Origin of the sequence: Cyanobium sp. Candia 9D4 (genome assembly GCF_024346155.1) — a bacterium.
Lineage (GTDB): Bacteria > Cyanobacteriota > Cyanobacteriia > PCC-6307 > Cyanobiaceae > Cyanobium > Cyanobium minutissimum.
Genome location: NZ_JAGQCK010000003.1, coordinates 304,160 through 319,970 on the forward strand (window position 1 = coordinate 304,160; position 15,811 = coordinate 319,970).

A 15,811-nucleotide genomic window follows, 5' to 3' on the forward strand; every position below is an offset into this window, starting at 1 on the left:
AGCCCAGACTGCCTGGCACCACTGAGCCGCGGCAGGACGCCGCCTCCTGGAGTTCCCAGATAGCACCGACCGGACTCTTCGCGGCGCACCGCGCTCAGTAGAGAAGGGTTGGACCACCGCAAAGCAAGATCCGATGACACATCGCATCCGAAAACGTCTGTTCAGCCTCGCCTCCATGGCGGCGCTGGTGATCTCCCTGATGATCCAGTGGCCTGCCATGGCGATGGCCAGCCAAGCACGCACCATCTCACCGGTCGCCTTCGCCAGCATGACCGACAAGATGGGCGCCAAAGCCAAGGAAGCCGAAGGCAAGATGGAATCGGCCTACGGCGAAATCACCGGCGACACGGGTCGCCAGGTGAAGGGCAAAGCCAAGCAGGTGCAGGCCTCCGCCATGAACGCGAAAGAAGCCGTGAAGGACGGCTCCAGGGACGTGGCCCGCAAGGCCAGTGATGCCGCCGACAAACTGGCGAACAAGATCAAGTAACCGGCCCATCACCACCCAAAGGAGGACCCCATGCTGGAATCCATTGCCGTCGTTCTGGTGGTTCTCTGGCTGCTCGGTCTGGTGACGTCCACCTCCCTGGGCGGCCTGATCCACCTGCTTCTGGTGATCGCCCTGATCGTGATCGCGGCCCGACTGATCAGTGGTCGGACCGTATGACGTGCCAGCGGCGGGGGGATCAGCGTTCCTCCGCCAGGCAACGGCGCAGCGTCAGCAGGGCCTTGCGCTCCAGATGCTGCACCTTGTGCTTGGACAGGCCGATGCCCTCGCCGATCTTCGCCAGCGACGGGGACTCCGCACCGCCGTAGCGAAGACGCAGCACCCGGCGCTCCAAGGGGGACAGCTGGACGAGGGCGCGGTGCAGCCAGCGGTAATCGTCCCGAAGGCCGGGCTCGGAGGGATCGCCGATCAGATCCTTCAGACTCACCTCCCCGTCCGTGTTCCCCAGGGCCTGATCGAGAGAGAGGGTCTGCAGGTCATGGGAGGCCTGAAGCACGGTTTCCAGCCGTCGCGGGCTCTCCCCCAGCTGGATGCCGATCGCGGCCAGCGTCAGGGGCTCCGGGGAGGCATGGCGCAGGGCATGCACCTTGCGGGCCAGGGCCGCCATCTGGGGCGGCACCCGGATCAGACCGGCCGTTTCCTGGAGATGGCGATGCACCGCCTGGCGGATCCACCAGGAGCCATAGGTGGAGAACCTGTAGCCGCGCTCGGGCAGGTAACGCTCCACCGCATGGATCAGGCCGAGGTTGCCGGCCTGCACCACATCCATCGGATCCAGATGCATCTGCCGGATGCGGTTGTGCTGCTGCTTGCAGAGCGACACCACCAGACGCAGATTGCCCGTCACCATGCGCGCGAAAGCCCGGCGCCCTCGCCGTTCCTGACTGGGGGCCGGCGCTGGCTGAGAGCGCCAGTCCTGCACCAGGGCTCCGAGGTGCAATTCCTCGGAAGGCGTCAGCAAAGGGATACGACCGATGCTGCGCAAATAGTCCCCAAAACAATCTGACATGGTGACCAGAAAAGAGGGACATCAGCGAGCCTAGGGATGGCGAAATCTGCGCCACGAGCGATGTTCACCTTTGCGGCTGATCTGCAGCATCGCGGTGCAGAAAACCACCGCAGAACGACCTAATTTCTGTATCCGATTCAACCAACAGGAGAACGCATCATGTCGCTGATTTCGCTCATCATCACCCTGATCGTCGTCGGGGTCCTGCTGTGGCTCGTCAACAACTACATCCCCATGGACGGGAAGATCAAACGCATCCTGAACATCGTCGTGGTGGTCGCCGTCGTGGTGTGGCTCCTCAACATCCTTGGTCTGATGGATTCGTTGCGCAGCATCCGCCTGGGCCGCTGACGGCCGGCCGCCGTCAGCGGGCTCGCTCCCCCGTGGGGGCCTCAGCCACCGGCCCCGGGGCCAGGCATCGCATGCAGGGCCTGGGTTTCCTCCGGCCCCAGCACCAGCTCTGCCGATGCGTCACCCGCCAGGGGCAGGCTGAGGACGAGGGGCAGGGCGTCACTGGGGCGGGGCAGCAGGTCGGCCATGTCGAACTGGGCCGAGCTTTCCGGCAGGGGCCCGGCCCCGACCGCCACCAGCTCCTCGCTGCGGTTGGCCAGGGTCCAGGAGCCGCCGACCCCGTCGCTGAGCCGCAGGGGCCGGCTGTGGTCGACGGCGATGCCCGGGGTGAGGGCGCTGAGGCGCAGGCGCTCGCCGCTGGGGTAGGCGGGATCGGGCTGGGCGAAGACCCGCAGCGACCAGCGGTTGTCGTCCCGGTCGCGCAGGCTCCAGCGCTGGCCCTCGTCGGCCCCGGCCAGACCGGGCGCCAGGGTCAGCAGCAGCACCAGCAGCAGGGCCGCCAGCGCCGCCGCCCCTGGCCAGGCGCGGCTGACAGGGGAGCCCGGAACAGGTTGAGCAGAAGCACGCATGGTGGGAAGCCCCGATCCAGGGTCATTCAACGCTATCGTTTTATCGTCTGGCAGCAGCAAGCGGCATGGTCGCAAGACGTTGTCGCTGCCCGTCGCGCCCGGTCTGTCCATCTTCGGATGTCCTGTCATGACTCTCACCACCCTGTCGCGTTCCGGGGTCCATCCCTGGGATCGCTTCAAGAACTGGGTCACCAGCACCGAGAACCGTCTCTACGTGGGCTGGTTCGGCGTGCTGATGATCCCCACCCTGCTCACGGCCACCGTCTGTTTCGTGATCGCCTTCGTCGGCGCCCCGCCCGTCGACATCGACGGCATCCGTGAGCCCGTCTCCGGCGGCCTGCTCTACGGCAACAACATCATCACCGCCGCCGTGGTGCCCTCCAGCAACGCCATCGGCCTGCACTTCTACCCCATCTGGGAAGCCGCCAGCCTCGACGAGTGGCTCTACAACGGCGGCCCCTACCAGCTGATCATCTTCCACTTCCTGATCGGCATCTTCTGCTGGATGGGGCGGGAGTGGGAGCTCAGCTACCGCCTGGGCATGCGCCCCTGGATCGCCGTGGCCTACAGCGCCCCGGTGGCTGCCGCCACCGCCGTGCTGCTGATCTACGCCATCGGCCAGGGCTCCTTCTCCGACGCCCTGCCCCTGGGGATCTCCGGCACCTTCAACTTCATGCTGGTGCTGCAGGCGGAGCACAACGTGCTCATGCATCCCTTCCACATGCTCGGCGTGGCCGGCGTGTTCGGCGGTTCTCTGTTCTCGGCCATGCACGGCTCACTGGTCACCAGCTCCCTGGTGCGGGAGACCACCGAAACCGAGTCCCAGAACCGGGGCTACAAGTTCGGCCAGGAGGAGGAGACCTACAACATCGTGGCCGCCCACGGCTACTTCGGGCGCCTCATCTTCCAGTACGCCTCCTTCAACAACAGCCGCAGCCTGCACTTCTTCCTGGCGGCCTGGCCGGTGATCGGCATCTGGTTCGCCGCCCTGGCGGTGGTGAGCTTCTCGTTCAACCTCAACGGGCTGAACTTCAACCACTCGGTCCTGGATCACCAGGGCCGTGTGGTCGACACCTGGGCCGACATCCTCAACCGCGGCGGCCTGGGCATCGAGGCGATGCACGAGCGCAACGTGCACAACTTTCCCCTCGATCTGGCGGCCACCGCCAGCACCCCCGTGGCCCTCACGGCACCGTCGATCGGTTAGTGGGGCTTTGAACCCCGCCCAGCCATCGAGGCCCTGAGCGCCTGCCGGGCCCGGAGACATCCGGGCCCTTTTGCCATTCCCGCCGGTCCGTCCGTCCCACCCCTTGCCTCCGGAGCCACCGACCCATGGCCCAGATCCTGTTTCCCAGCCTGCGGCGCCTGGCGCTGACGGCCCTCGCCTCAGTCGTGATGGTGCTGCTCGGCGCCCTGCTGCTCACCGTCGCCCCACCGGCGGCCCAGGCCGTTGCTCCGGTGGATCCGGCCGCCCTGGCCAAGGCCGTGGTGGCCGTGGAGGATCTCGATCGGATGCGCATCGCCCTGGCCTCCACCCTGGAGGGCCGCAGCGAGGAACCCACCCTGCAGACCATGAAGGAGGTCTGCAAGCCGGTGGGGATGAAGGCCGCCGCGATCGGCCAGGAGAACGGCTGGCAGGTGCGCCAGGTGGCGGCCAAGTTCCGCAACCCCGACCACGCCCCCACCAGTGCCCAGGAGCGGCAGGTGATCGACCTGTTCCACCGCCAGCCGGCGATCACCGGCCTGTGGCAACCGGCCACGGCCGAGCAGGGCACGGGCGTGACCTACTACCGCCGCATCAACGTGGAGCCCAGCTGTCTGGCCTGCCACGGCACCAAGGCCAGCCGGCCCGCCTTCGTGACGGAGAACTACCCCGCCGACCGGGCCTTCGATTTCCAGCCGGGGGACCTGCGGGGGATGTACGCGGTGTTCATCCCCGAGGCGCCCCAGGCCCGTGAGACGCTGGGCGAAACCCCCGGCTGACGCCATGGCGCGCCCCCCCTACCAACCCTCCCTGCTGCGGCTGACCCATGGCCTCACGGCGCTGGTGGTGCTGGCCGCCTGGCTGAGCGGGCTGTTCGTCTACAGCCGCTACGACGGCCGCTGGGGGCGGCTGCCCTTCACCCCCGACGGCAACTGGATCGACCTGCACGGCCAGGCGGGCTTCCTGCTGCTGCCCCTGGGCCTGGTCTTCGCCGCCTACGCCCTCACCCTGGGGCGGGCGCGCCTGAAGCGCGTCACCAACAGCATGGCCCTGGGGGCCCTGGTGCTGGCGGTGGCCACCGGCAAGCTGATGCAGGAGGACTGGCTGCGGGACGGCCAGCTGCACCACCTGGCCTACAGCCTGCACCTGGTGGCCTGGCTGCTGATGGGCCTGGCCGTGGTGCTGCACGTGGGCGACAGCCTGCGGCTGGGGGGCACGCCGCTGCTGGCCTCCATGGCCAGCACGAGCCTGCGCCAAGGCGACCGACCAGGGGACTGGCCCGGCCAGGTGCGGCGGTTCCTCCAACGAGGGCGGTGATCAGGCGGCGATGCGGCGACGCAGGTCGTCGGCCATGGCGCGGCCGGCCGCGTCGGCGGTGACGATCTCGATCTGATCGGCGCCGGCGGCCCCGAGGCCCAGCTCGACCGCCCGGCGGATCTGCTCCAGCTGCCACAGCGGCCCGCGGGCCACGGCGTCGGTGGTGCCGAGCGACCGCAGCAGGGCCACGGCCACCACGTCCACCGCCACCCGGTCGCTGCCCGCCAGGATCACCCCCGGCCGGACCTTGCGGCCCGCTTCCGGCCCACCGTCGACGAAGGCCTCCACCCCGTCGAGCAGCACGAGGGCGGGGCTGTAGGCCTGGTTGATCTCGGCGATCATCAGCCGCTGGTGGGGTGAGCTGTGCAGATCGCCCATGTAGTTGTGGGGGTCGCCGGGCACGACCTTGGCCACCAGTCCCACCGAGTTCTTCAGCGAGAGGGTGAAGTCCCCCCCGAAGCGATGGGTCTTGAGGCAGCAGGTGTTGACCACCGCGCCGACCTCCAGGGCCGGCCGGGCGAAGGCGAAGCCCTTGGGCCAGTGGGTGCCCTCGGCGGCCACGCGCTGCCAGCCGTCGCGGTCGAGTTCGTCGAGCACCAGGGCCTGCAGGCCGAGGCGATCAGCCAGCGCGAACACCCCCTTGGCCTCCATCGCCCGGCGGGTGTCGGCCATGCCGGAGCGATCGCCCACGGTGATGGCGCCGGCGCCGGCATTGCGCAGTTCGGCCACCAGCGCCTCCAGCAGCGGCGTGTCGGTGGCGGCCGGAGCCGGATCAGCGGTGTTGTAGTTGGGCTTGAGGAAAACCGAGCGGTCCTTCAGGCCGGTGGGTTGCAGCAGGTCGATCGCCGCGCGGGTGCCGGCCACCCGGTCGTCGCTGCGGATCAGCGCCACCCGGCTGACGCCGGCGGAGGAGGCGCCGGAGGTGGGGGCGGCCGCCGGTGCCGCCCCGGCGGCCGCTCGCGACCCTGGAGACGCCTGCGATCCGCAGGCCGCCGAGAGGGCGGCGCTGCCGGCGGCCAGGCTCGCCAGCCACAGCACCCCCCGCCGACTGAGGCACTGGCGGGGATCGGAACCGTCCATGGGCGCCCGGCCGCGGTGCGGTTTCAAGCTATCGCCGTTCGCCGGCGCGTCGATCAAAGGCCAGGCTCAGGGCCGGAAGTCTCCAGCGATGGCGCCGCCCGCCGGCGGCACCGGCAGCAGGGGGGTGGGGTCCACCGCCACCAGCCCCCGGGGCTGCCGCTGGCGCAGTTCCAGGTGCAGGTGGGGCGTGCTGGCGTTGCCGCTCTGACCCACCTCGCCGATGGGCTGGCCGTTCCCCACGCTGGCGCCCTCGGCCACGGAGGCCCTGCGCAGATGGGCATAGAGGCTCGACCAGCCGCCGCCGTGATCGATCAGCACCGTGAGGCCGTAGCCGCTGATCTCGTCCACCCGTTGCACCCGGCCGGCCTGCAGCGCCAGCACGGCCGTGCCCTCGGGCACGATCAGGTCGAGCCCGGTGTGCATGCGCCAGGCGCCGCGGGCCTCCGAAAACCGCCAGCCCCAGGGGTCCTGCTCCGTGGCCGCCACGGCGAGAGGGTAGTGCAGCGGCGGCGGCCCCGCCGCGGGCTCAGCGGCCCCGGACACCCGGGCCTGGAGGGCGAGGTCGCCCACCGGCACCTCCCGGGGCACCAGCGCCGGCTGCTCGGGCCTGGTGGCCGTCGGCGCCGGGGTGGGGGTGACCCGGGCGGGCGGAGGGACGGGCGGCAGCAGCTCGGCCGGCCAGGGCGACGCTTCCGCCCCAGCCCCGGTGGCCGAATCGGGGATCGGTGGCTCCCCGGGGGGCCCTGGCGGGTCGATCCCCGCCGCACCGGCGGCGCCGGGGAGCAGCAGAAGCAGCAGCATCAGCGGCACCGAAGCCCGCCGGGGAGATGCAGGGGCCATCGAGGGGGCGCAGGGCAAGCGCGTTGTACCGCCTCTGCGCGGGGGAGGCCCACTGGGCGGCACCGGGGTCGTCGTCATCGGGCCCCGGCTGCTCAGTGCATTGAGCACGGATCAAAGGGGATCACCGGGCAGAAAGCGCCGGATGAACAGCTCCAGGGCCATCGGCCCGCAGCGGGGCTGCCAGGTGGTGCCGCCCGGCAGTCGCCGCCAGCAGGCCACCTGGAGCGCGTCGCCGCCGGCCAGCAGCTGCACCCGGTAGCGGTACTCGGCATCGGCGGCCTGGGCGGGGGCGGCCAGGGGTTCGGCGCCGGGCTGGCTGGCCAGGAAGGCCGCCGCGAAGGCCTCGGGCTCCGGCCGCTGGCGCAGGGCCGTGGCGAACCTCCAGGCGGCGCCGGTGGGCTAGCCATCGTGGTGGAGATAGAGGTGGCGCTCCGGGACGCCGGGAAAGCCGGAGAAGGAATAGACGGCGCGGGTGGCCAAGGGGCTGGGGCGGCTGCACAGGGAAGTGCCACCGGTGTCTCAGGCGCTGATGGGATTCGAACCGGCCGCAACTGGCCAAACGACTGCAAGCAAGTGCTGGTCAAGGGAGTTCCCTCTGCATCTGGTGCAGCTGATGAAGGACATCCTGCGAACGCTGGGGTGAGCTCCCTACGCTCGGGAGAGATCAAGGAACGGATTCTGTCAATGAGAACCGTGAAAAGCCTGATTGAGGAACTGGCCAGGTTCCCTGACGAAGCGCTCTGCCATGCCTACGAAGGAGAGATCATCGGGATCGTTGTTCGGCTCGGCGGACGCGAGGGAGTGATTCACTGCGGTGAAGGTGAAGGGCCTGAGCCGGAAACACAGCCACTCAAAGCCTTCTAAATCCCGCGGCAGATCAGATGGCCTGGAGGTCATTGCTGGAGTCGCGGAAGCTGATCCTCTGGTCTTTCAAGTCCGTGGCTACGCTCCGCCAATCACGGGCCTTGAGGTAAGCGAGAAGTTGCTGAGTTTCAGGATCCAGTGATGCCGGAAGGCTCAGGCCAGCCTCTCGGTGCATGGGGCCAGGACTGAATTCCCCGTCCAGCTGGCCGGCCTATCACCTGTGCCGGGGCCTGTCATCGAAGCCGCAACCGAGACCTGTGGCCATAGCTTCACCGAAGACACTCACCGGGCCAGACCCAGAAAGACCAGGATGGAGCGATTCATCCGCACCAGAAGCGCGTCATCGAGGATCCCGATCCTTCGCCCTAGCCGTGCGCGGGGCACTGTGGTGAGCTTGCCCGCGTCAGCCGGCCCCCCGCCACGGTCCAGATCTCACCACGATTCATTCCTGAGCCTGATCCGGCCAGAGGAAGATGGCGTCCACGAAGGCCTGGTCTTCGGCCTCCAGGGAGCCGGCATTGGCCAGCAGGGTCTGGCGACGGGCCTCGGTAGTGAACCGGGGCGAGCGCACGTCGGGCGCCCAGATCTGGATCGGCCGCAACCCCTGGGCACGCAGCCGCTGGTGGACGTCGCCGTCCATCGCAAGATCCATGGACTCCCTCCTCCGGTTAGATGTAACCCGATAGGAGGGCTGACCCATGGCTCTGCAGGTCCCAGGCTGGGGCCAGCACGACGCCGCGCGACGGCTGACCATGGGCGATCCAGCCACCCCCACCGACCCCGCCCAGCTACGCCGCGACTACCGGCGCCAGGACCTGCGGCGGGGCGATCTGGCGGCCGATCCGGTGGAGCAGTTCCGCCGCTGGTTCGATCAGGCGGTGGCCGCCGCTCTGGACGAGCCCAACGCCATGGTGTTGGGCACCAGCAATGGGGTGCGCCCCAGCGCCCGCACGGTGCTGCTCAAGGCCTTCGACGAACGGGGCTTCGTCTTCTTCACCCACTACGAAAGCCGCAAGGCCAGCGAGATCGCCGCCCATCCGGAGGTGAGCCTGCTGTTTCCCTGGTACGGGCTGGAGCGGCAGGTGGCCATCCTGGGCCGGGCCGAGCTCATCAGCGCCGCCGAATCGCTGGCCTACTTCCTCTCGCGCCCCGTCGGCAGCCGGCTGGGGGCCTGGGTCTCGCAGCAGAGCGCCGTGATCGGCTCCCGCTCGATCCTGGAGATGCAGTGGGACGCCATGAAGCGCCGCTTCGCCGATGGCGAGGTGCCGCTGCCGCCGGCCTGGGGCGGCCTGCGGGTGGTGCCGTTCGAGTTCGAGTTCTGGCAGGGACGCAGCAACCGCCTGCACGATCGCTTCCGCTACCGGCCCGCCGAGCCGGCGGGGGAGGGGGGCGGCGGCGGCGCCTGGGCCATCGAGCGGCTGGCGCCCTGAGGCACTATGCGGCTATGCTCATAACAGTTGATGGTTGATCGCCCATGGCTGTCGCACCCGCGCCTTCCCTGTCCCTCGCCGCCGCCGCCGGGGGCGGCCCGCTGCTGTTCCGCCAGCTGTTCGACGCCGACACCGGCACCTTCACCTATCTGCTGGCGGATGTGGCCAGCCGCCAGGCCCTGCTGATCGATTCGGTCTTCGAGCAGCACGACCGCGACCTCTCCCTGATCCGGGAGCTGGGCGTCGAGCTGGTGGCCTCGATCGACACCCACGCCCATGCCGACCATGTCACGGGCAGCTGGCTGATGCACAAGGCCACCGGCTGCGCCATCGGCCTGGCCGCCTGCGTCGGCGCCGAGAACGTCACCCGCCCCCTGAAGCACGGCGATCGCGTCCTCTTCGGCGGCCGCCACGTGGAGGTGCGCGCCACCCCCGGCCACACCGACGGCTGCCTCAGCTTCGTTCTCGACGACCACACGATGGCCTTCACCGGCGACGCCCTGCTGGTGCGGGGCTGCGGCCGCTGCGACTTCCAGCAGGGCAACGCCCACACCCTCTGGGCCTCGATCACCGGGCAGATCCTCACCCTCCCCGACCACTGCCTGCTCTACCCCGGCCACGACTACACCGGCCGCAGCGTCACCTCCGTCACCGAGGAGAAGGCCTTCAACGCCCGCCTCGGCGGCCACGCCACCGAGCGGGACTTCGTCGGCCACATGGAGAACATGCGGCTGCCCCATCCCCACCGGATCGCCCAGGCCCTGCCCGGCAACATGCGCTCCGGCAAGCCCCGCGAGGCCAGCGCCGCACCGGCCTGGGCGCCCATGGCCCGCAGCTACGCCGGGCTGCCCGAACTCAGCCCCGCCTGGGTGGCCGCCCATCGCGGCGATGTCACCGTGCTCGATGTGCGCTCCGCCGAGGAATACGACGGACCGGACGGGCACGTGGGCGGCAGCCTGCTGATCCCCCTGCCGGAGCTGGAGAACCGTGCCGGCGAGATCCCCACCGATCGCCCCCTGGTGGTGGTCTGCCATTCGGGCAGCCGCTCGGCCCTGGCCACCCAGCAGCTGCTCAAGGCCGGCCGGACGCAGGTGGCCAACCTCCATGGCGGCCTGAGCCGCTGGGCCGCCGAAGGCTTCCCGCTGGAGGGCGTCCTCCAGGCCTGAAGCGCCGCCAAGTGAATGCCATCCCCTTGCTTGCTTGCTCCATGACCACCACGACCATGACCACCACAGCCACCCCCAGCCGCATCAGCGCCCACGACCTCGCCGACCAGCTGGCGGCCGGTGCGGTCACCGTGATCGATGTGCGCGAGCCGATGGAGTTCGTCACCGGCCACATCGCCGGCAGCCTCAACGTCCCCCTCTCGCGCCTGGCCCAGGCCGACCTGCCCCGCGGCCCGCTGGTGCTGGTCTGCCAGAGCGGCAACCGCAGCGGCAAGGGCCTCGCCCAGCTGCTCCAGCAGGGCCATCCCCACCCCGTCGCCGACCTCCTCGGTGGCGTGCCCGCCTGGCAGCAGGCCGGCTTCCCGGTGCGCCAGCTCAAGGGGGCGCCGCTGCCGCTGATGCGCCAGGTGCAGATCGTCGCCGGCAGCCTGGTGCTGCTGGGGGTGATCCTGTCCCAGGCCGTGGCCCCCGGCTGGATCTGGCTGAGCGGCTTCGTGGGCGCCGGGCTCACCTTCGCGGGCATCTCAGGCTTCTGCGGCATGGCCAGGCTGCTGGCCGTGATGCCCTGGAACCGGGTGTCGCTCGGCTCAGCCCGGGGCTGAGCTCCGGCGCCACAGGCCCAGCCATTCGTCCGGGCGCTGGTCCACCGATCCTGTAGCCGGCTCCCAGAGCTCGGCCACCAGGCCCGCCCGGCTCAGCTGGGCGGCCACCACCTTGGGGTCACTGCCCCAGGGCGGACCCCCTGGCCGGGGGTGGCACCAGAACAGTCCCAGCAGCCAGCCGCCCGGAGCCAGCAAGCGGCACACGGTGGCGATGTAGGCGTCGCGGCGGCCCGGATCGATGGCGCAGAAGCAGGTGTGCTCCACCACCCCACCGAGGCTGCCGGGCGCCAGCCCCGCCGCCTCCAGGGCCGGCCGGTCGAACAGGTCGGCCTGCAGCCAGCGCAGGTCGGGCCGGTCGTCGCCGTGCCGTGCCCGTGCTTCGGCCACCGCCTCGCCGCTGAAATCCAGGCCGATGGCCGCGAAGCCCAGCTGCTCGAGCAGGGCGGCCTCATGGCCGCGGCCACAGCCCGGTACCAGCACCTGGCCGGGGGGCCGGGGGGCCAGCGGATGGCTGCGCAGAAATGCCTCCAGCGGCGGAGCCGGCCGGCCCAGTTCCCAGCCGTCGGTGCCCTGGCGGTAGCGCTGGTCCCAGTGGCCTGGCTCAGCGGTGGAGGCCGGCGTGGAGGGGTTCATGGCTCCAGCATGGCCCCCGGCGCCGGGTGTCTCCCTAGCCTGGCCCGATGCGCCTGCTGCACACCTCCGACTGGCACCTGGGCCGCAGTTTTCACGGCGCTTCGCTGCTGGAGGAGCAGGAGGCGGCGATCGACCGGATCGCCCAACTGGCCCGGGAGCATGCCGTCGATGCGGTGCTGATCGCCGGCGACCTCTACGACCGGGCCATCCCACCGTCCGAGGCAGTGGACCTGTTCAACCGGGCCCTGGCCCAGCTGAGCCGTGATGGCACCGCCGTGGTGGCCATCGCCGGCAACCACGATTCCCATGTGCGGGTGTCGGTGTACGACCCGCTGCTCTCGGCCTTCGGGGTCACGGTGCGGGGCGACGTGGCCCGGGCCAGCGAGCCGGTGCTGGTGACACCCCGCGACGGCGGCACGCCGGTGGCCATCTATCCCCTGCCCTACCTGGAGCCGGCGGTGGTCGGGCCCGTCCTGGCCGGGGCTCCCGTGCGCCTCCGCCACGAGGAGGTGACCCGGCTGGCCATCGAGCGGATCCACGCCGATCGCCGCGAACGGCCGCCGCACCGTTCGGTGCTGGTGGCCCACACCTTCGTGGCGGGCGGCGAGACGTCGGAGTCGGAGCGGGAGCTCACCATCGGCAACGTCGACCGGGTGAGCGTGGCCGCCTTCGAGGGCTTCGATTACGTGGCCCTCGGGCACCTGCACCGCTCCCAGCAGCTGGACGGCCCCCGGGTGGCCTATTCAGGCACCCCGCTGGCCTATTCCTTCTCCGAGGAGCGGCACGTCAAGTCGGTGCGGATCGTGGAGCTGGCCGCCGACGGGACGCCCTCCGTGGCGGTGGTGCCCCTGGGGGTGGGCCGGCGCCTGTGCACCCTGCGGGGGCCGATCGAGGAGCTCTGCTCAGACCCTGCCCACGCCGGCGCCAGCGAGGCGCGGGTGCGGGCGATCCTCACCGACGACACCCTGCCCCTGCAGGCCATGGCCCGGTTGCGGGCCCGCTTTCCCCACATCGCCGAGCTGCGCCACGAGCCCCCCGACGTGGCCCGCGCCGGCGAGGCCGAGCGCCACCGCCAGGTGCGCCAGGCCCGCTCGCCGCTGGAGCTGGCCACCGCCTTCTTCACCGACCAGCAGGGCCAGCCCCCAGGCGAGGCGGAAGCCGGGCTGCTGGAGGCCGCCCTGCAGGCGGCGGAACGGGGAGGGGAGCGGTGAAGCCCCACCGGCTGGCGATCGAGGCCTTCGGGCCCTATGCCGATCCGGTGGCGGTCGACTTCGACGCCCTGGCCACCGAGGGGCTGTTCCTGATCCACGGCACCACCGGCGCCGGCAAGACCTTCCTGCTCGATGCCCTCTGCTTCGCCCTCTACGGCGAAGTGTCGGGCGACCGCAGCGTCAAGGGGCTGCGCTCCGACCACGCCGCCCCCGGCGCCGTGCCCCGGGTGAGCCTGGAGTTCTCCTGCGGCGCCGCCCGCTACCGGGTGGAGCGCACCCCGGCCCACACCGCCGTGAAAGCCCGGGGCCAGGGCACCACCGAGAAGCCAGCCCAGGCGGTCCTGTTCCGGCTCGACGCCGGGTCGCCGGAGCGGGCCGTGGCGGCGAAGACCACCGAGGTGACCCGGGAGGTGGAGCACCTGGTGGGGCTCAGCGCCGCTCAGTTCCGCCAGGTGATCCTGCTGCCCCAGGGGCGCTTCGCCGAGGTGCTGCGGGCCAGGGCCGAGGAGCGTGAAGCCCTGCTCAAGACCCTCTTCGACACGGAGATCTACGAGCGGGCCGGCTGGTGGCTGGAGGAGCGGGCCCGGGAGGCGCGCCAGCTGGCGCTGGAGCAGGCCCGGGAGCAGGAGGTGCGGCGGCGCCGGGCGGCTGATGCCTGGGCCCCCCACGCGCCCGAGCCGCCGGACGGGGCCGAACCCTCCCAGGAGCCGCCGCCGCCCCCCGCCGACCAGGCCGGCCTCGAGGCGCTGGTGGCGGACATCACCGCAGTGGTGCAGGGCACCGAGGCCTCCCTGCGGGAGGCCACCGCCGGCCTGCAGGCGGCCCAGACGACCCAGGCGACGCTGGCGGCCGAGGCCGACCGCTGGGACCGGCGCGCCGCCGCCGCCGCCCGGTTGGGGGAGCTGGAGGCCAAACAGGAGACGGTGGAGGCGTACCGCCAGAAGCTGGCCCTGGCGGAGCAGGCCGAACGGCTGCGCTCCAGCCTGGGGGCCGAACAGGAGGCCCGCCGCGCCCTCGCCCTGGTGGAGCGGGACCTGGGGCAGCAGCTGGGGGCGGCGGTACGGGCCCGCGATGGCGCCCGGGCCCTGCCGGAGTCCGTGCGACGGCTCGACCTGACGGCCCTGCCGTCCGCCGAAGCCCTCGCCGCGGCCGGTGCTGATCTGGCCGCCCGCGGGGCCGAAGTGCGCGAGCTGGCCCGCAAGGCCGAGGAGGCCGCCCAGGCCGGGGGGGCGGCGGCCGCCGCCAGCCAGCGGGCCGGCGAGGCCGAAGCCGGGCGGGCCACCGCCGTCGCGCGGCAGGAGCGGCTGGCGGCGGAGCAGGAGCGGGAGCTGGCCCTGCTCGTCCAGGCCCGCAGCGCCCGCGACCAGCTCGAAGGCCTGCAGCGGGCCGCCCGGGAGGCCGAAGGCCGTGCCGTTGCCGCCGAAGCCATCGCCCCGGCCCGGGAGCGGCAGATCGCGGCCGAGGTCGTCAGGAACGCCGCCGATCGCGACGTCAACACGGCGGCCGCCGGCCTCAACGAGCTGCGCCGACGCCAGATCGAGGGCATGGCCGCCCGGCTCGCCGGGGCTCTGGCCACCGGAGCCCCCTGCCCGGTCTGCGGCGCCACCGACCACCCGGCGCCGGCCCGGCCCTCGGCGGACGCGGTGGGGGACGGGGCGATCGCCGCCGCCGAACGCACCCTGGCCGCGGCCACCCAGGCCGCGCAGGCGGCCGCAGTGGCCGTGGCCAACGCCCAGGCCGCCCTCGCCGCGGTGCTGGAGAAGGCGAGCGACGGCCCCGATCCGCTCGCCGCCCGCCAGGCCGCCGTTTCCGCCGCCGCAGCCCAGCTGGCGGCCCAGGCCCTGGCCGACGGTCTGCCGGCCCTGGAGCAGCGCACCGCTGATCGGGAGCAGCAACGCCAGCGGCTGGCCCAGGCCATCGAGGCGGCCGCCACCGCGATCGCCCTGGAGAGCCGGGCCGCCGCCGAGGCCAGCCAGCGGCAGCGGGCCCTGGCGGAGCAGGTGACGCGGGAGCTGGGGGAGGGGCTGGAGCCGGGCGTGGTGCTGCGGGGCTTCGGGCCCCTGGAGGCGGCCCTCCAGGCCCTGGTGGCCGGGGCCGGCGCCCACACCCGCGCCACCAGCGCGCTGGAGCAGGCGGCCCGGCGACTGGGCCAGGAACTGGCCGCCTCGCCATTCGCCACGGCGGCGGACGCCGCCGCCGCCCTGCAGGAGGAGAGCTGGCGGCAGAAACTGGTGGAGCGGATCGCCGCCTTTGAGGCGGAGGTGATCGAGCAGCGCAACCTCCTGGCGGCCCCCGATCTGGCGGACCTGCCGGAGACCCGGCCCGACACTGCCGCCGCCCTTGAGGCCGTGACCCACGCCGATGCGGCCCGCACCCGGGCGGTGGAGTGCCACAGCGAAGCCCGAGCCGCCCAGCGGGAGATCACCCGCCTCGCCGCAGACCACCGGGCCGGCGACGCCGATCTGGCGGCGAAGCAGGAGCGGGCCGATCGGATCAGCGCCGTGGCCAGCCGCTGCCAGGGCAAGGCGGCCCCCTGGATCTCCCTGCAGCGCTGGGTGCTCTCGGCCTACCTCGCCGACATCTGCGGCTTCGCCAACCAGCGGCTCACCCTGATGACCTCCGGCCGCTACCAGCTGCGGCTTACCGACGAGGGGGGCCACGGCGGCCGCAAGGCGGGACTGGGCCTGCGGGTGCTGGACGCCTACACCGGCGAGGAACGGGAGGTAAGCAGCCTCTCGGGCGGCGAAACCTTCCAGGCCTCCCTGGCCCTGGCCCTGGGGGTGGCCGACACGGTGCAGGCCCACGCCGGCGGTGTGCCCCTGGAGGCCCTGTTCATCGACGAGGGCTTCGGCAGCCTCGACCCCGACAACCTGCAGCTCGCCATGGACGAACTCGACCGGCTGCGGGAAGGGGGCCGCATGATCGGCCTGATCAGCCATGTCGGCGCCCTGCGGGAGCGCATCCGCGGCGGCATCGAGGTGATCGCCGGCGATCGGGGCTCCAGCCTGCGGGTGGGGGTCACGGCCTGAC

At 71.8% G+C, this 15,811-nt stretch carries 19 protein-coding genes and 1 pseudogene; 11 read left to right on the forward strand and 9 right to left on the reverse strand.

The genetic code is table 11. The features are described from left to right. Window positions 1-133 precede the first annotated feature (133 nt). Window positions 134-487: a CsbD family protein gene (locus KBZ08_RS09780; protein ID WP_254972616.1), complete on the forward strand. Its 354-nt coding sequence runs from the start codon at window positions 134-136 to the stop codon at window positions 485-487. 30 nt (window positions 488-517) lie between these two features. Further along, window positions 518-664 carry a lmo0937 family membrane protein gene (locus KBZ08_RS09785; protein WP_106220816.1) on the forward strand — a complete coding sequence of 49 codons (147 nt, stop codon included), beginning with the start codon at window positions 518-520 and terminating at the stop codon, window positions 662-664. 19 nt (window positions 665-683) lie between these two features. Here the strand turns inward: KBZ08_RS09785 and KBZ08_RS09790 are convergent, their stop codons facing one another. Together KBZ08_RS09790 and KBZ08_RS16635 are read right to left on the reverse strand one after the other, a co-directional pair. Next, the gene (locus KBZ08_RS09790) at window positions 684-1,355 is read right to left on the reverse strand and encodes a sigma-70 family RNA polymerase sigma factor (protein ID WP_254972618.1); all 672 of its coding nucleotides are present in this window, start codon (window positions 1,353-1,355) and stop codon (window positions 684-686) included. 72 nt (window positions 1,356-1,427) lie between these two features. Beyond that, a pseudogene (locus tag KBZ08_RS16635) lies at window positions 1,428-1,514 on the reverse strand (sigma-70 factor domain-containing protein); the annotation flags it as partial. A gap of 159 nt (window positions 1,515-1,673) precedes the next feature. On the opposite strand from KBZ08_RS16635, the gene KBZ08_RS09795 reads away from it, so the two are divergent. Next, window positions 1,674-1,865: a Thivi_2564 family membrane protein gene (locus KBZ08_RS09795; protein WP_106220818.1), complete on the forward strand. Its 192-nt coding sequence runs from the start codon at window positions 1,674-1,676 to the stop codon at window positions 1,863-1,865. Window positions 1,866-1,906: 41 nt separating this feature from the next. Here the strand turns inward: KBZ08_RS09795 and KBZ08_RS09800 are convergent, their stop codons facing one another. After that, on the reverse strand, window positions 1,907-2,434 hold the full coding sequence (locus KBZ08_RS09800) for a DUF3122 domain-containing protein (RefSeq protein ID WP_106220819.1): 528 nt from the start codon (window positions 2,432-2,434) through the stop codon (window positions 1,907-1,909). Between the two features lie 127 nt (window positions 2,435-2,561). On the opposite strand from KBZ08_RS09800, the gene psbA reads away from it, so the two are divergent. The 3 genes from psbA (at window position 2,562) to KBZ08_RS09815 (ending at window position 4,955) form a co-directional block, all read left to right on the forward strand. Next, window positions 2,562-3,641, forward strand: coding sequence for a photosystem II q(b) protein (gene psbA / locus KBZ08_RS09805; RefSeq protein WP_254972621.1), 1,080 nt, complete (start codon window positions 2,562-2,564; stop codon window positions 3,639-3,641). A gap of 125 nt (window positions 3,642-3,766) precedes the next feature. Further along, window positions 3,767-4,417 (forward strand): DUF3365 domain-containing protein, encoded by a 651-nt coding sequence (locus KBZ08_RS09810; protein ID WP_254972623.1) that lies wholly within the window; start codon window positions 3,767-3,769, stop codon window positions 4,415-4,417. Between the two features lie 4 nt (window positions 4,418-4,421). Continuing rightward, on the forward strand, window positions 4,422-4,955 hold the full coding sequence (locus KBZ08_RS09815) for a cytochrome b/b6 domain-containing protein (RefSeq protein ID WP_106220822.1): 534 nt from the start codon (window positions 4,422-4,424) through the stop codon (window positions 4,953-4,955). On the opposite strand, the gene KBZ08_RS09820 is transcribed toward KBZ08_RS09815, so the two are convergent. The 5 genes from KBZ08_RS09820 to KBZ08_RS09840 all read right to left on the reverse strand — a co-directional run bounded on the left by KBZ08_RS09820 (window position 4,956) and on the right by KBZ08_RS09840 (window position 8,391). Then, window positions 4,956-6,035, reverse strand: a complete 1,080-nt coding sequence (locus tag KBZ08_RS09820) for a DUF362 domain-containing protein (RefSeq protein WP_254972626.1) — start codon at window positions 6,033-6,035, stop codon at window positions 4,956-4,958. It abuts the gene before it with no gap. A gap of 66 nt (window positions 6,036-6,101) precedes the next feature. Beyond that, window positions 6,102-6,836 (reverse strand): M23 family metallopeptidase, encoded by a 735-nt coding sequence (locus KBZ08_RS09825; RefSeq protein ID WP_254972627.1) that lies wholly within the window; start codon window positions 6,834-6,836, stop codon window positions 6,102-6,104. A 150-nt stretch (window positions 6,837-6,986) separates the two neighbouring features. Continuing rightward, window positions 6,987-7,127, reverse strand: coding sequence for a hypothetical protein (locus KBZ08_RS09830; RefSeq protein ID WP_254972629.1), 141 nt, complete (start codon window positions 7,125-7,127; stop codon window positions 6,987-6,989). Between the two features lie 429 nt (window positions 7,128-7,556). Next, a complete protein-coding gene (locus KBZ08_RS09835) occupies window positions 7,557-7,772 on the reverse strand; it encodes a hypothetical protein (RefSeq protein WP_254972630.1) in 216 nt (71 codons plus the stop codon). A 409-nt stretch (window positions 7,773-8,181) separates the two neighbouring features. Continuing rightward, window positions 8,182-8,391, reverse strand: a complete 210-nt coding sequence (locus KBZ08_RS09840) for an antitoxin MazE family protein (RefSeq protein ID WP_254972632.1) — start codon at window positions 8,389-8,391, stop codon at window positions 8,182-8,184. 100 nt (window positions 8,392-8,491) lie between these two features. Here KBZ08_RS09840 and pdxH point away from each other — a divergent pair, with 100 nt between their 5' ends. Genes pdxH through KBZ08_RS09855 form a run of 3 tightly spaced genes read left to right on the forward strand, consistent with a single transcriptional unit; the run spans window position 8,492 to window position 10,937 of the window. Then, on the forward strand, window positions 8,492-9,169 hold the full coding sequence (pdxH, locus tag KBZ08_RS09845) for a pyridoxamine 5'-phosphate oxidase (RefSeq protein WP_254972759.1): 678 nt from the start codon (window positions 8,492-8,494) through the stop codon (window positions 9,167-9,169). A 44-nt stretch (window positions 9,170-9,213) separates the two neighbouring features. Beyond that, window positions 9,214-10,335: a rhodanese-like domain-containing protein gene (locus KBZ08_RS09850; protein WP_254972633.1), complete on the forward strand. Its 1,122-nt coding sequence runs from the start codon at window positions 9,214-9,216 to the stop codon at window positions 10,333-10,335. 41 nt (window positions 10,336-10,376) lie between these two features. Next, window positions 10,377-10,937 (forward strand): rhodanese-like domain-containing protein, encoded by a 561-nt coding sequence (locus KBZ08_RS09855; protein ID WP_254972635.1) that lies wholly within the window; start codon window positions 10,377-10,379, stop codon window positions 10,935-10,937. Here the strand turns inward: KBZ08_RS09855 and KBZ08_RS09860 are convergent. After that, window positions 10,923-11,570: a methyltransferase domain-containing protein gene (locus KBZ08_RS09860; RefSeq protein ID WP_254972638.1), complete on the reverse strand. Its 648-nt coding sequence runs from the start codon at window positions 11,568-11,570 to the stop codon at window positions 10,923-10,925. The two genes, KBZ08_RS09855 and KBZ08_RS09860, sit on opposite strands and share 15 nt — an antisense overlap. Window positions 11,571-11,617: 47 nt before the next feature. Between KBZ08_RS09860 and KBZ08_RS09865 the strand changes: the two genes are divergently transcribed. Both KBZ08_RS09865 and KBZ08_RS09870 read left to right on the forward strand, forming a co-directional pair. Then, window positions 11,618-12,781: an exonuclease SbcCD subunit D gene (locus KBZ08_RS09865; protein WP_254972641.1), complete on the forward strand. Its 1,164-nt coding sequence runs from the start codon at window positions 11,618-11,620 to the stop codon at window positions 12,779-12,781. Continuing rightward, window positions 12,778-15,810, forward strand: a complete 3,033-nt coding sequence (locus KBZ08_RS09870; protein ID WP_254972642.1) for an AAA family ATPase — start codon at window positions 12,778-12,780, stop codon at window positions 15,808-15,810. Before KBZ08_RS09865 ends, KBZ08_RS09870 begins: the two co-directional genes overlap by 4 nt. Window position 15,811 lies beyond the last annotated feature (1 nt).

What these genes read in the sequence shown, in the direction of transcription:
- KBZ08_RS09780 (WP_254972616.1), top strand. Translation starts at nt 134, where the DNA reads ATGACACATCGCATCCGAAAACGTCTGTTCAGCCTCGCCTCCATGGCG.
- KBZ08_RS09785 (WP_106220816.1), top strand. Translation starts at nt 518, where the DNA reads ATGCTGGAATCCATTGCCGTCGTTCTGGTGGTTCTCTGGCTGCTCGGT.
- KBZ08_RS09790 (WP_254972618.1), bottom strand. Translation starts at nt 1,355, where the DNA reads ATGGTGACGGGCAATCTGCGTCTGGTGGTGTCGCTCTGCAAGCAGCAG.
- KBZ08_RS09795 (WP_106220818.1), top strand. Translation starts at nt 1,674, where the DNA reads ATGTCGCTGATTTCGCTCATCATCACCCTGATCGTCGTCGGGGTCCTG.
- KBZ08_RS09800 (WP_106220819.1), bottom strand. Translation starts at nt 2,434, where the DNA reads ATGCGTGCTTCTGCTCAACCTGTTCCGGGCTCCCCTGTCAGCCGCGCC.
- psbA (WP_254972621.1), top strand. Translation starts at nt 2,562, where the DNA reads ATGACTCTCACCACCCTGTCGCGTTCCGGGGTCCATCCCTGGGATCGC.
- KBZ08_RS09810 (WP_254972623.1), top strand. Translation starts at nt 3,767, where the DNA reads ATGGCCCAGATCCTGTTTCCCAGCCTGCGGCGCCTGGCGCTGACGGCC.
- KBZ08_RS09815 (WP_106220822.1), top strand. Translation starts at nt 4,422, where the DNA reads ATGGCGCGCCCCCCCTACCAACCCTCCCTGCTGCGGCTGACCCATGGC.
- KBZ08_RS09820 (WP_254972626.1), bottom strand. Translation starts at nt 6,035, where the DNA reads ATGGACGGTTCCGATCCCCGCCAGTGCCTCAGTCGGCGGGGGGTGCTG.
- KBZ08_RS09825 (WP_254972627.1), bottom strand. Translation starts at nt 6,836, where the DNA reads ATGCTGCTGCTTCTGCTGCTCCCCGGCGCCGCCGGTGCGGCGGGGATC.
- KBZ08_RS09835 (WP_254972630.1), bottom strand. Translation starts at nt 7,772, where the DNA reads ATGACCTCCAGGCCATCTGATCTGCCGCGGGATTTAGAAGGCTTTGAG.
- KBZ08_RS09840 (WP_254972632.1), bottom strand. Translation starts at nt 8,391, where the DNA reads ATGGATCTTGCGATGGACGGCGACGTCCACCAGCGGCTGCGTGCCCAG.
- pdxH (WP_254972759.1), top strand. Translation starts at nt 8,492, where the DNA reads ATGGGCGATCCAGCCACCCCCACCGACCCCGCCCAGCTACGCCGCGAC.
- KBZ08_RS09850 (WP_254972633.1), top strand. Translation starts at nt 9,214, where the DNA reads ATGGCTGTCGCACCCGCGCCTTCCCTGTCCCTCGCCGCCGCCGCCGGG.
- KBZ08_RS09855 (WP_254972635.1), top strand. Translation starts at nt 10,377, where the DNA reads ATGACCACCACGACCATGACCACCACAGCCACCCCCAGCCGCATCAGC.
- KBZ08_RS09860 (WP_254972638.1), bottom strand. Translation starts at nt 11,570, where the DNA reads ATGAACCCCTCCACGCCGGCCTCCACCGCTGAGCCAGGCCACTGGGAC.
- KBZ08_RS09865 (WP_254972641.1), top strand. Translation starts at nt 11,618, where the DNA reads ATGCGCCTGCTGCACACCTCCGACTGGCACCTGGGCCGCAGTTTTCAC.